We start from the raw sequence: 13,559 nt of genomic DNA on the forward strand, positions 1-13,559 counted from the left end.
ATGGTTGCCAGAGGCGCGTTTTACGGCCGTCGCGCCCGGCTATCTTTACACTAGGCGCCCTTCGGCACCGAATTATTTCATGTCCCCGCCCGTCCGCCTTGCCAGAATCGTCGCCGAAATGACCGGCTGCTCCCGCGCCGAAGCCGAGCAGTACATCCAGGGCGGCTGGGTCCGCGTGGATGGACAGACCGAGGAACTGCCGCAGCGGCTGATCGATGGCGAGCGGGTCGACATCGACCCACAGGCGCAGCTGGAGGCCATCGAACCGGCCACGCTGCTGCTGCACAAGCCAGAGGGCACGGCCTGGCAGGACGCCGTGGCGCTGGCGGTGCCTGCCAATCACACCGCCGATGACGCCTCCGGCGTGCGCCCGCTGAAGCGGCATTTGCAGCGGCTGACCCCATTGATGCCGCTGGATGCCGAGGCCAGCGGGCTGATGGTGCTGAGCCAGGATGGCCGCGTGCTGCGCCGGCTGGGCGAGGACTATGCGCACATCGAACAGGAGTTCGTCGTCGAAGTCAGCGGCGCCACCGGGCCGTACACGCTGGGCAGGCTCAGCCACGGCGGCACCTACCAGGGCCGTGAGCTGGCGCCGTGCAAGGTCAGCTGGCAGAACGAGGTGCGGCTGAGGTTTGCGATAAAGAACGTCCAGCCGGGCGAGTTGCAGTACCGCTGCCAGCAGGCAGGGCTGGCCGTGGTGGCGATGCGCCGGTTGCGCATCGGCCGGGTGCCGCTGAGCAGGCTGCCGGTGGGCCAATGGCGCTACCTGCCGGTGGAAGCGCGGTTCTGAGCACGCAACCGGCTCTCTCTGCTGTAGAGCCGCATCAGCCGCGATGGAGCTTTACCGGTAGTTTGTCCCGACCCACGTCGCTTCTACCGCCCAGCCGCCGTTGGCTGCGATTGTCCACAACCGGTGTGGATGGTTGCCGCACAAAGATGTGGATAACCCTTCGCGACGCCCGTGGGACAAAGCTGTCAAGCGGTCTGGCCATAATTTCGCCACATTGATTTGCGCATTGCGATCATCGCCAACTCCTGGCGATATCGCTCGACGCCGCGGCATGCCGCGGCGCGGCTTGATATGGCGATGGTTCCGGCTTAGATTTTCTCTTCTGACAGCGCTGTCAGATTGATGAGTGGTCAGCATACCCCTGTGGGAGGGGGCAAGCAGCATGCGCGTACGCATAGAGGATGTGGCCAAGGCCGCCGGCGTGTCGATGAAGACGGTGTCGCGCGTGCTCAACAACGAGCCGACAGTCAAGGACGAGACCCGCGCCCGCGTGCAGGCCGTGGCCAAGTCGATGAACTACCGGCCCGATCCCTCGGCGCGCAGTCTGGCCGGCCGCAAGTCGTACCTGGTCGCCCTGCTCTATGACAATCCATCGGCCAACTACCTGATGGAAATCCTGATGGGCGTGGTGGAAGCCTGCCAGGAATACCACTATGGCCTGGTCGTGCAGCCGCTGAACTATCACAGCCCGGATTTCCTGCAGAGCGTGGAGTCGCTGGTCACTTTCTCCAAACTGGACGGACTGATCCTGACCCCGCCCATTACCGACAGCGTGGCCCTGCTGGATCGCCTGGATGCGCTGGGCATGCCCTATGCCTGCGTATCGCCGAAGAATCGCGAAGGCGGCATCGGCGTGACCCTGGACGAGCATGACGCGGTCTGCGACATGATCGAACACCTGGCATCGCTGGGACATACCCGCATCGCCCATATCAAGGGCCACCCCGCCCACGGCGCCAGCGAATGGCGGCTGGCCGGCTACCGCAGCGGTCTGCGGCGGGCCGGGCTGCGCTACGAGCCGGAGTTGGTCATCGACGGGGAATTCTCGTTCGATTCCGGTGTCAGCGCCGCCCGCCAGTTGCTGGATCTGGAACGGCCGCCCACCGCCATCTTTGCCGCCAACGACGACATGGCGGCCGGTGCGATGAGCGTGGCGCATTCGCGCGGGCTTTCGATTCCCGGCGATCTGTCGGTCTGCGGCTTCGACAACACGCCGATGTCGCGGCAGATCTTTCCCGCCCTGACCACCGTGCATCAACCCACCCAGGAAATGGGCAGGCTGGCGACGGGGGAACTGCTGAAGACCATCAAGGATCCCGCATCCGGACAGATGCTGCGCATGCCCTACGCGCTGCAGTTGCGGCAATCGACCGGCCCCGCGCCGCGCAGGTAGCGCTGCCGCGTTTTCGCGCGCGAAGCCATGCACTACGGTCGCGGCTTGCATCGTTCCTACAGGCAGCCGGATAGCGCGTAGGGCAGGCCCTGGCCTGAGGTCTCCCCACTTTTTTGAAAGCCAGTCTTACCCGTTGACCCCCATTGGGCTGTTGAAATCACCGAAAGAGGGTTCTTCCTTTCAAGTGTGGGGGGAACATCTATGTGGAATCCGGTGACCAGGGCAGTGCGGGACACGCCGTAAACACCCGCTGTGCGGGGCCGGCCCGCCATCGCAGATGGCGGGCGTTCGGCTACGCGCGAAGCGGTGCTTCGCAAGCGCTTGCCTCACCCCTGTGGGCTCTTCCGCGGCATCCCTGCCGCGGACGGTCCCGCACCGCCCTGACCACCGGATTCTCGGCACTTGGTCGGCGCTCAAAGAAGGGCATTCCGAAGTCGCGAATCTGCCAACTTGCGAAAGGCGACGGCCGGCGGGCTGGGGGTGCGCAGAGCAGGCCACGATGGCCTGCGGCCCGACGTAAAGACACGAGGTCGTCAGGAGGGCGGAGCACCCCCAGCCTGACGGCCGGCGGCTCTTTCCGGAGCCGAACTCGCCGAAACCGAGCGCTTCGGAGTGAGCGAAGAAACCTGAAAAAGGAAGATTCAGAGGGATTTTGCTTTGGGCTGTTATGACGCCAGGTGCCGTGCAAGTCCTCCCCTCACCTCTCTTTCAGATGTTTTAACCGCCCAATGGGGGGTCAAGGGGAGAAGCAAACGCAACGTCAACTGATTGAATCTCTCAAAGAATTTGTGGGGAGACCTCAGGCCCTGGCCCGCCATTGCCATCTTAGAGGCGACTCCACCAATTATCGAAACCACCCCACACCTTGCGGCGGCCAGGCCGGTTGAACGAGACGCACCGGCGGCGGGCAAGCCATGGAGCGGCGGGCCGGGGCCCGCCCTACGCCGTTGAGGCGTCCTTCTCTACCCACGACTCCTACCAGAACACCGTATACAGCGCGGTCAGCACCGCGATGACGGCCAATGCGCCGATGTTGAAGACGCCAGTGGTGCGGAAGCTGACATCGTCGGTGCGGATCAGATCGCTTTCGCGGCGGTTGCGCGACAGCAGCGACACCACGATGCCCAGCGCCAGCGCCGCCAGGAACACCAGGCCGACCCGGTTGATGAACGGCATCGCCGGCAACCCCAGCTTCATCACGATCGACAGCACGAACGAACCGATCGCCGCCGCCAGCGCACCGGCCTCGTTGGAGCGCTTCCAGAACAATCCCAGCAGGAAGATCGCCACGATGCCCGGCGTGAAGAAGCCGGAGAATTCCTGGATGAACTGGAACGCCTGGTCGAAGCTGCCCAGCAGCGGCCGCGCGGTCAGCACTGCCACCGCCATCGCCGCCACCGCGACGATGCGGCCGACGCGCACGATCCGCGCCTGGCTGGCCTGCGGCCGCGCACGGGCGTAGAAGTCCAGCGTGAAGATGGTCGAGATGGAGTTGCTCATCGAGGCCAGCGAAGAAACGATGGCCGCAATCAGCGCCGCGAATACCAGGCCCAGGATGCCGGTGGGCAGCAGGCCCATCATGGTCGGGTAGGCCGCGTCCGGACGCTGCAGATCCGGCGCCAGCATCACCGCGGCCAGGCCCGGCACCACCACGATGACCGGCATCAGCAGTTTGAGGAAGGCGGCGAACAGCACGCCCTTCTGCGCCTCGGCGATGTCCTTGGCCGCCAGCGCTCGCTGGATGATGTACTGGTTGAAGCCCCAGTAGCTGATGTTCATCACCCACATGCCGCCCAGCAGCACGCCCAGCCCCGGCAGATCCTTGTAGAACGGATTGTCCGGCGAAAGGATCATGTGGAAATGCTCCGGCTGTTCCTTCAGCAGGCGGGTGAAGCCGGCGATGATGCCACCGCCATCGGAGATCTGGTTGAGGGTGATGCCCACCAGCAGAAAACCGCCCAGCACCAACAGGCCGACCTGCACCACGTCGGTCAGCGCCACCGCCTTCAGGCCGCCGTAGATCTGGTAGGCCAACGCGAACGCCGCCAGCGCCACCATCGCCGTGATCTGGTCCATGCCGGTCAGCTGCGCGATGGCCAGCGAACCCAGCCACAGGATCGAAGTCAGGTTGACGAAGACGTACAACGCCAGCCAGAACACCGCCATCAGCAGGCGGATACGCGATCCGAAACGCTCCTGCAGGAACTGCGGCATCGTGTAGATGCGGTTGCGCAGGAACACCGGCAGGAAGTACTTGGCCACCAGCAGCAGCGTCAGCGCCGCCATCCACTCGTAGGACGCGATGGCCAGCCCCAGCGCATAGCCGGAGCCGGACATGCCGATGACCTGTTCGGCGGAGATATTGGCGGCGATCAGCGAAGCGCCGATGGCCCACCATGGCAGCGCCCTGCCGGCCAGGAAGTAGTCCCTGGCGTCCTTGCGGTGGCCGGCCTTCTCGCGCGAAACCCATTGCGCCAGGATGAAGATGCCGGCCAGGTAGACCAGCACGATGCCGGTATCGAGTGCGGACAGACCCATAGAACGAATCCTGTTGATGAAGAGGAACAGGCAGCCGGTTCAACGCCGCCAGGATGATGCGGTATTGCGGGTCAGAAGCCGATGGCGCTGCCGCGCCGGGCCAACCGCCGCTGCCGCACGACAGCGGCGGCGGCGGTCGCCGCGACGAAGCGCTTCGGCTTGTCCCCTTGCAGCGTTGGCACCGTTCCGAACGTCGGCAGCACCGGCGTCACTTCACCGGGCACTGCACGATGTGATCGGCTTCGTTCTGCGCGCCCAGTGCCAGCCGCGACAGCGAGATGTCGGCCGCGGCTGCGGTTTCCAGGCGCCACAACCGGTCCAGTTTGGCCACATCCGCACCGGCGGCCGCGAAGCATTTCAGCGGCACTCCCACACGGCTCCATTGGCCGCGCGGCAATGCCGCCAGCGCGTCGCGCAGCGGCACCCGCGCCGCGCAGTTTTCGCCGCAGCCCACGCCCAGCCAGATATCGCCCTCAGGCAGCGCATCGGCCTTCAGCGTCATCACCAGCATCACGTCGCCATTGCTTTCGCGCGACAGGTCGATCGCGGTATCGGTCGCAACCACGGCACTGGCGTTGCCCGCGCCGGACCAGACGAAGCGGCGCGCATCTTCCTGCGCCTGGTGGTCGACGCCGCGCACGGTCAACGTGCCGCCGTCCAGCGCCGCCGGCACCGAGGTCACCTTCTCCGGCTGCCCGTCGCCGGCCTGCAGCGACAGCGACAGCCCCGGAGCCGGTTCGCCGCGCTGGAAATACACGCCACTGGCGGCCTGCTCGCCGGAAACGCCGGATTCTTCCGGCAGCGGCGCCAGATCGCCGTTGTCGGCATAGGTCAGGCCATAGTCGAAGGCGAACAGCGGGTCATAACCCTCCTGACCCACGTTGTTGCGGTACTGGTTGGCCGTGCGCGGCCACGAGAAGCTGAGCTTGCCCTTGAAATCGTGCGCCACGCTGCCATCGGCCTTGCGCAGCAGCACGTCGGCGATGCCTGCGCCTTCCGATCCTGGCAGCCAGGCGGCGACGAAGGCATCGGACGCGTTGATTTCGCGGTTGACCCACAGCGGCCGGCCGCTGATGAACACCGCCACCACCGGAATGCCATCGGCCTTGAGCCGCTTGATCAGTTCCAGATCGCTGTCGTTGCCCGGCTTGTACAGCAGGTGGGCAATATCGCCCTGGAACTCGGCGTACGGATCTTCGCCGAATACCACCACCGCCACGTCGGGCTTCTGCGTGTATTTGCCGTCCACCGCCAGCACCGCCTTGCCGCCGGCGGCCTGCGCCTGCTGCTGGATGCCTTCGAAGATGGTGTCGGCATTGGGGTAGTCGCTGCGCTTGGTGCCGGTGCCCTGCCAGTTCAGCGTCCAGCCGCCGGACTGCTTGCCGACGTCGTTGGCGCCGTCGCCGGCCACCAGAATGGTCTTGCGCGGATCCAGCGGCAGCACGCCGCCCTGGTTCTTCAGCAGCACCAGCGATTCGCGCACCGCCTGCCGCGCCACCGCGCGGTGTTCGGGCGCGCCCAGCAGTTCGAACTTGCCGCCCAGCGCGCGCGCGGAAGGCTTGCCGGCCTCGAACAGGCCCAGCCGGAACTTGACCCGCAGGATGCGCGCCACCGCATCGTCCAGCCGCTCCATCGGAATGGTGCCGGCCTTCACCGCCGCCAGCGTGCTTTCGTAGAAGCCCTTCCAGCTGTCCGGCGCCATCGCCATGTCCAGGCCGGCATTGATCGTGGCCGGACAATCCTCGTTGCTGCAGCCGGTGATCTGTCCGTGGCCGTTCCAGTCGCCAACGATAAAGCCGCCGAACTGCATGCGTCCCTTCAGCACATCGGTCAGCAAGGCGCGGTTGCCGTGCATCTTTTCGCCGTTGAAGCTGTTGAACGAAGCCATCACGCTCTGCGCGCCGGCCGCGACCGCCGGCGGGTAGCCGGCGCCATGGATGCGCGCCAGCTCGGCTTCGCTGATCCGGGTATCGCCCTGGTCCTTGCCGTCGGTGGTGCCGCCGTCGCCCAGAAAATGCTTGACCGAAACGATGACCCGGCTGCTGTCGAGGAAATCCGGATCGCCGACCTTGCCCTGCAGCCCTTCCACCACGGCGCCGGCGAAACTGGCGACCACGTCGGGCGACTCCGAATAGCCTTCGTAGGTGCGGCCCCAGCGATCGTCCTGCGGCACCGCCACGGTGGGCGCGAACGCCCACTCCATGCCGGTGGTGCGGGTCTCGACCGCGGTGATCTGGCCGATGCGGCGCATCAACTCGGGATTGCGGGTCGCGCCCAGGCCGATGTTGTGCGGGAACAGGGTGGCGCCGACGATGTTGCTCTGCCCGTGCACGGCGTCGATGCCGAAGATGATCGGAATGGCCTTGCCGCCGCCGCTGGTGTCCATCGACGCCTCGTAGAACGCATCGGCCAGCGCCAGCCATTCGGCCGGCGAAGCGTCGTACCTGCCGTCGGGGTCGGAATTGCCGCCGGCCAGGATCGAACCGAGCCGGTACTTGCGCACGTCTTCCGGGGTGATGCTGGCGATATCGCCCTGCACCAACTGGCCGACCTTTTCTTCAACGCTCATCTGCGCCAGCAGGTCGGTCACGCGCTTCTCCAGCGCGGGGTCCTGGGCCAACGGCCAGCTCACTTCCGGCCAGGGCGATTGGGTCTTGTCCGCCGAAACGGCAGCGCTGTCATTCTTGCAGGCGGACAGACTCAGCAGCGCCAGCGCCCCAGCAGCGGCAAGCGGCAGCGAGGCGATACGGATGACATGCGCGGAGCGGGTACGGCCAGAGACAGCTTTCAATGCATTTCCTCCCGGGGTCGGGTAATGGGGCAATCGATGGAATTGTCCGCCGACGGCGCAGCGGAAAGGACGTGAAAGTTTCGCAAAATGGCAGCGCTGTCAAGCGAGCGCCCCAACGGTCCGGTCGGCAATGCCGGACCCCGGCCGCAGGGCATTCCGGCGCTTGCCCGGACAGGACATCGGCACGGCCGCAGAAACAAGCAGCCATCGGCCGTCGGCGGAATTGCTGTCCTGCAGCATGAAGCGCCGGCACCGCTGTCGCACCCTGGCCGCAGCGCGCGCTCATGCTGCAGCACACAATGGAAACCCGGCCCGACTGCGCGAGCACCCGCCAGCGCCTGCCTGACACATGCCGGCCGCCATACGCCGTAGTATCCTGCGCTTCCCTGTCGAACGAAGCGGAGAGTGAGCGCATGCGCCGTCATTGGTCTGTGGTGGTAGTGATGGCTGTCGCGGGATTGCTGACCGCCTGCGGCGGCGGCATGGTCAGGCGCGTCTCCGAGCCGGCCGCCAGCATCCAGCAGTTGACCGTCAACGCTGACGGTAGCTGGTCGGTGCTGTTGAGGCTGCAGAACTACAGCAGCATCCCGATGCGCTTCGACACGGTGCAGTTGGACATCGAAGTCGGCGGGCACAGCGCCGGAAAACTGCTGGCTTCGCCGCAGTTGTCGATCGGCCCGGAGTCGGCCGACGCAATCGCGGTGCCGTTCACGCCCACCTCCGAAGGCCGCATCGTCCTGGCCGATGCGCTGGCCGGACGCCGCTCGCTGGCGTACACGCTGGAGGGCAAGGTCGAAGCGGTGCCGGAAGAAGGCAAGACCCGCAGCTTCGATATCGATACCCGCAACACGCTCAGCCCGGTCCCGGGGCTGGATGGCGTACTGCGCTGAGCCTCCCCATCCCGTAAGAGCGCCGTCCCCGGCGCGGACTTTTCTTCTCCATCCAGTCAAGAAAAGCCCGCGCCGGGAACGGCGCTCCTGCCCATCTTGAGAATTGCAGCAATGAGCACCTACAAAGCCCCCCTGACCGACATCCGCTTCGCGCTGTACGACGTGCTGGGCGCCGAAGCCCTGTTCGCGCAGCTCGGTTACACCGACGCCACCCGCGACATTCTCGACGCCGTGCTGGACGAAGCCGCGCGCTTCGCCGAAACCGTACTGGCGCCGCTGAACGGTGTCGGCGATGAAGTCGGCTCCACCTTCGACAAATCCACCGGCGAGGTCACCACGCCGCCGGGTTTCAAGGCCGCCTACGGCCAGTTCGTCGAGGGCGGCTGGACCGGGTTGACCGCGTCGCCGGATTTCGGCGGCCAGGGTCTGCCGCACACGATCGGCGTGCCGCTCAACGAACTGGTCAACGCCGCCAACCTGGCCTGGGGCAATTTCCCGCTGCTCTCGCACGGCGCGGTCGAAGCGCTGAAGCAGCACGGCCAGGACTGGCAGCGCGAAGTGTTCCTGAAGCCGCTGGTCGACGGCCGCTGGACCGGCACCATGTGCCTGACCGAGCCGCACTGCGGCACCGACCTGGGCCTGCTGAAGACCCGCGCCGAACCCAACGAAGACGGCAGCTATGCCATCACCGGCACCAAGATCTTCATCACCGCCGGCGAGCACGACCTGACCGACAACATCGTGCACCTGGTGCTGGCCAGGCTGCCGGACGCACCGGCCGGCGCCAAGGGCATCTCGCTGTTCGTCACCCCCAAGTTCAAGGTGGCGCGCGATGGTTCGGTGGGCGAACGCAACACCCTGCGCTGCGGTTCGATCGAACACAAGATGGGCATCAAGGGTTCGGTCACCTGCGTGATGAACTTCGACGGCGCCCAGGGCTACCTGGTCGGCCAACCGCACAAGGGCCTGCAGGCGATGTTTACGATGATGAACACCGCCCGCCTGGGCGTGGGCCTGCAGGGCATCGGCCTGTCCGAACGCGCCTACCAGAACGCGCTGGCCTATGCCCGCGACCGCCTGCAGACGCGTTCGCTGGCCGGGGCCAAGTTCCCCGACAAACCGGCCGATCCGATCATCGTGCACCCGGATGTGCGGCGCATGCTGCTGACGGTCAAATCGCTGGTCGAAGGCAGTCGCCTGCTGGCGCTGCATGCCGGCACGCTGATCGACGTGGCCAATCATTCGGCCGATGCCGCCGAACGCGAACGGGCCGATACGCTGGTCAGCTTCCTGACCCCCATTTCCAAGGCCTGCCAGACCGAATGGGGCATCGAGAACACCTACCACGCGCTGCAATGCTTCGGCGGCCACGGCTACATCCACGAGCACGGCATGGAACAGCTGGCGCGCGATGCCCGCATCACCACGTTGTACGAAGGCACCACCGGCATCCAGGCGCTGGACCTGATGGGGCGCAAGACCGCCTCCACCCAGGGCGCCGGACTGAAGCTGTTCCTGGCCCAGGTCGAAGCGTTCATCGGGGCGAACGAAAACAATCCGGCAGTGGCCGAGTTCATCGCGCCATTGCGGGAAAAGGCCGCCGAATGGGCCGGGCTGACCCGCAGCATCCTGCAGCGTGCGGCGCAGGATCCCGAGGAAATCGGCGCCGCCAGCCACGACTACCTGTTCTATTCGGGTTACGTGGTGCTGGCCTACTGGTGGGCGCGCAGCGTCGCCGCGGCCGACGCCTCATCGCATGGCGAGGCGTTCAAGCAGGCCAAGCTGGAAACCGCGCGCTTCTACTTCGCCCGCATCCTGCCGCGCACGCTGGCCCACGCCGCCGCCATCGAATCCGGCGCCGCACCGCTGATGGCGATGGCCGCCGAACGCTTCGGCGATTGAAGTTTTACAAAGTCGAGTTCGCCGCTTTGGGGGGACGTATTTCCGAACAACGCTGGCAACTGTCCAGAAGCCTGCGGCCCTGGCGTTACCGGACCGTACGCGGCACGGACGCCGCGTAAGAGCCCTCATCATGGGTGAGGCAAGCGCTTGCGAAGCACGGCTTCGCGCGGCCGAACGCCCGCCATCTGTGATGGCGGGCCGGGCCCGCAAAGCGGGTGTTTACGGCGCGTCCCGCAACGCCGGGGCCGCAGGCTTCCACGCAGACATTCCCGCACTCGGAACAAAAATCTTTCGGGACCTAGGCCGAGGTTTCTACCGAACCTGATCGAAGAGCAGCGGCCAGGCTCTGCTCTGGCGAAGACCGCACCATCCGGACCTTTTCTCCCCCGATGCGGGGCCGCGCTGACATCTGCCTGTACACATTTCTTCAACATTTAGGTATAACCTGTCTCCCCGATGGAGGCAGACACAGCTCAGCTTCACCTGATCGGAACTGGCGTTCCCCGGAACCCGGCCCCAGACGTTTTGCACCCCTCTTCCCGCTCCGCCACGGTCCGGCTGCTTTCGCTGGATGCGCATGGCCGCGTACTGGACTGGATCAACTGGCAGGACGCGACCTGCCTGTATGCCCGCGACGCGGTGGCCTGGACCCTGGGCGAACCGTGCCTGCGCGTGCATGGCGGCACCAGCCGCATCAGCGGCGAGCAAAGCATCATCGAACTGCACCCCATCGTCGCCTCGCGCGGCCATGCGCGGGCGCAGGCGCTCTCGCCCACCCCGACCCTGACCAACACCGCCCTGTTCGCGCGCGATGCCCAACTGTGCCTGTACTGCGGCCGCGAATTCTCGCGCCCCTCACTGACCCGCGACCATGTGCTGCCGCTGTCCAAGGGCGGCCGCGATATCTGGGAAAACGTGGTCACCGCCTGCTTCCAGTGCAATTCGCGCAAGTCCAACCGCACCCCGCAGCAGGCCGGTATGCCGCTGCTGGCGGTGCCCTACCGGCCCAGCTGGATCGAGCACCTGATCCTGTCCAACCGCAACATTCTGGCCGACCAGATGGCCTTCCTGAAGGCACAGTTGCCCAAGCGCTCAAGAGCCGTAAGAGTTGAGGGGTAAAGGGTAAAAGGGGAAAAGCGGCGTCGCTGGGCGCTCGCGGGTTAACCGAACGTGACCCGATCCGGCTTGTCTTCACCCTTCCCCCTTGCCTCTTCACCTCCTTGGCTTGCCCCGCTTCACACAAGGGGGGGAAAATAGCCGGCCAGATGAAATCCAGCCCGATGATCGACGCCGAACGCTATCCCCGCCTGTCCCGCATCCAGATCCCCGCCGACCTGCGCGAGTTCGACGAGTCGGAGCTGCCGGCGATCGCCGAGGAACTGCGTGGCTACCTGATCGAATCGGTCGGCCGCAGCGGCGGCCACTTCGGCGCCGGCCTGGGCGTGATCGAGCTGACCGTGGCCTTGCACTATCTGTACCAGACGCCGGAAGACCGGCTGGTGTGGGACGTGGGCCATCAGTGTTACCCGCACAAGATCCTGACCGGCCGCCGCGAGCGCATCCATACGGTCAAGCAGAAGGACGGCGTGGCGCCTTTCCCCAAGCGCGAGGAAAGCGAGTACGACACCTTCGGCGTGGGCCATTCGTCCACGTCGATCTCCGCCGCGCTGGGCATGGCCATCTCACTGGCGCAGAAAGGCGACGAGCGCAAGGTGGTGGCGGTGATAGGCGACGGCGCCATGACCGCCGGCATGGCCTTCGAGGCGCTCAACCATGCCGGCGGCATGGAGCCTGAGCCCAACCTGCTGGTAATCCTCAACGACAACCAGATGTCGATTTCGGAGAACGTCGGCGGGCTGACCAAGATGCTGGGTCGGATGAGCAGCAGCCGCACGCTCAACGCGCTGCGCGAAGGCGGCAAGAAACTGCTGGGCGACAAGAAAAAGCCGCCGGCGCGCTTCATGCGCCGCTGGGAGGAGCACTGGAAAGGCATGTTCGTGCCGTCCACGCTGTTCGAGCAGATGGGCTTCCATTACACCGGCCCCATCGACGGCCATGACGTGGAAGCGCTGGTCGGCGCGCTGAAGGTGCTCAAGACCCTGAAAGGTCCGCAGCTGCTGCACATCATGACCACCAAGGGCAAAGGCTACGAACTGGCCGAAGGCGACCAGATCGGCTATCACGCCGTGGGGCCGTTCGATCCGGAAAAAGGCCTTGTCAGCAAGTCCGGCACGAAAAAACCCACCTACACCGATATCTTCAGCGACTGGCTGTGCGACATGGCCGCCGCCGATCCCAGCCTGCTGGGCATCACCCCGGCGATGCGCGAAGGCTCGGGCCTGGTGCGCTTCAGCAAGGAATACCCGGAGCGCTATTTCGACGTGGCCATCGCCGAACAGCACGCGGTGACCCTGGCCGCCGGCATGGCCTGCGAAGGCAGCAAGCCGGTGGTGGCGATCTATTCGACCTTCCTGCAGCGCGGCTACGACCAACTGGTTCACGATGTGGCCATCCAGCAACTGGACGTGCTGTTCGCCATCGACCGCGGCGGCGTGGTCGGGCCGGATGGCGCCACCCACGCCGGCAACCTGGACCTGAGCTACCTGCGCTGCGTGCCGCACATGCTGGTTATGGCGCCGGCCGACGAAGACGAATGCCGCAAGCTGCTGAGCACCGGCTTCCGCTACCAGGGGCCTGCCGCGGTGCGCTACCCGCGCGGCACCGGCCCCGGCGCGGCCATCCAGCCGGGCCTGGAAAGCTTGCCGATCGGCAAGGCGGAGCTGCGCCAGCGCGGTACCCGCGTTGCCCTGCTGGCATTCGGCTCCACCGTCGCCGCGGCCGAACAGGTCGGGCGCGAGCTGGGCCTGAGCGTGGTCAACATGCGTTTCGTCAAGCCGCTGGACCGTGAGTTGATCCTGGAGCTGGCGGCAAGCCACCAGGGCTTGGTCACCATCGAGGACAACGTGGTGATGGGCGGCGCCGGTTCCGGCGTGGCCGAACTGCTCAATGCCGAGAATGTGCTGCTGCCGGTGCTGCACCTGGGCCTGCCGGACGAATTCCAGCATCACGCCAGCCGCGAGGATCTACTGGCCGAAGCCGGCATCGATGCCGCCGGCATCCGCGCCTCCGTGTTGAAGCGGTGGCCGCAACTGGCGGCCGCTCCGCTGACCGCGGCAGGCTGAGCGCTGCTGCGGCGGGCCAAGGGCTGAGGTATCCCCGCTTTTTCCGAAGCCAGTCGCCCCCCTGACCAGCCAT

9 protein-coding genes are annotated in these 13,559 nt (G+C 66.0%); 6 read left to right on the top strand and 3 right to left on the bottom strand.

Annotated elements, in window-relative coordinates:
* Positions 1-79 precede the first annotated feature (79 nt).
* Both CRO39_RS09800 and CRO39_RS09805 read left to right on the top strand, forming a co-directional pair.
* Positions 80-790: an rRNA pseudouridine synthase gene (locus CRO39_RS09800; RefSeq protein WP_097121731.1), complete on the top strand. Its 711-nt coding sequence runs from the start codon at positions 80-82 to the stop codon at positions 788-790.
* Positions 791-1,172: 382 nt separating this feature from the next.
* Positions 1,173-2,183 (top strand): LacI family DNA-binding transcriptional regulator, encoded by a 1,011-nt coding sequence (locus CRO39_RS09805; RefSeq protein WP_097121732.1) that lies wholly within the window; start codon positions 1,173-1,175, stop codon positions 2,181-2,183.
* Positions 2,184-3,158: 975 nt separating this feature from the next.
* Here CRO39_RS09805 and CRO39_RS09810 read toward each other — a convergent pair.
* The 3 genes from CRO39_RS09810 to CRO39_RS09815 form a co-directional block, all read right to left on the bottom strand.
* Positions 3,159-4,721 carry a sodium/sugar symporter gene (locus CRO39_RS09810; protein WP_097121733.1) on the bottom strand — a complete coding sequence of 521 codons (1,563 nt, stop codon included), beginning with the start codon at positions 4,719-4,721 and terminating at the stop codon, positions 3,159-3,161.
* 71 nt (positions 4,722-4,792) lie between these two features.
* A complete protein-coding gene (locus CRO39_RS20900; protein WP_176520189.1) occupies positions 4,793-4,945 on the bottom strand; it encodes a hypothetical protein in 153 nt (50 codons plus the stop codon).
* Positions 4,930-7,473 carry a glycoside hydrolase family 3 protein gene (locus tag CRO39_RS09815; RefSeq protein ID WP_097122006.1) on the bottom strand — a complete coding sequence of 848 codons (2,544 nt, stop codon included), beginning with the start codon at positions 7,471-7,473 and terminating at the stop codon, positions 4,930-4,932. Before CRO39_RS09815 ends, CRO39_RS20900 begins: the two co-directional genes overlap by 16 nt.
* Positions 7,474-7,925: 452 nt before the next feature.
* Here CRO39_RS09815 and CRO39_RS09820 point away from each other — a divergent pair, with 452 nt between their 5' ends.
* From CRO39_RS09820 to dxs, 4 genes are all read left to right on the top strand, one after another.
* Positions 7,926-8,402, top strand: coding sequence for an LEA/WHy family protein (locus CRO39_RS09820; protein WP_097121734.1), 477 nt, complete (start codon positions 7,926-7,928; stop codon positions 8,400-8,402).
* Positions 8,403-8,513: 111 nt separating this feature from the next.
* Positions 8,514-10,304, top strand: coding sequence for an acyl-CoA dehydrogenase C-terminal domain-containing protein (locus tag CRO39_RS09825; RefSeq protein ID WP_097121735.1), 1,791 nt, complete (start codon positions 8,514-8,516; stop codon positions 10,302-10,304).
* 456 nt (positions 10,305-10,760) lie between these two features.
* Complete coding sequence (locus CRO39_RS09830) at positions 10,761-11,423, top strand: HNH endonuclease (RefSeq protein WP_097121736.1); 663 nt, start codon at positions 10,761-10,763, stop codon at positions 11,421-11,423.
* A gap of 161 nt (positions 11,424-11,584) precedes the next feature.
* Complete coding sequence (gene dxs, locus CRO39_RS09835) at positions 11,585-13,486, top strand: 1-deoxy-D-xylulose-5-phosphate synthase (protein WP_097121737.1); 1,902 nt, start codon at positions 11,585-11,587, stop codon at positions 13,484-13,486.
* Positions 13,487-13,559 lie beyond the last annotated feature (73 nt).

Source organism: Pseudoxanthomonas wuyuanensis (genome assembly GCF_900215535.1).
Lineage (GTDB): Bacteria > Pseudomonadota > Gammaproteobacteria > Xanthomonadales > Xanthomonadaceae > Pseudoxanthomonas_A > Pseudoxanthomonas_A wuyuanensis.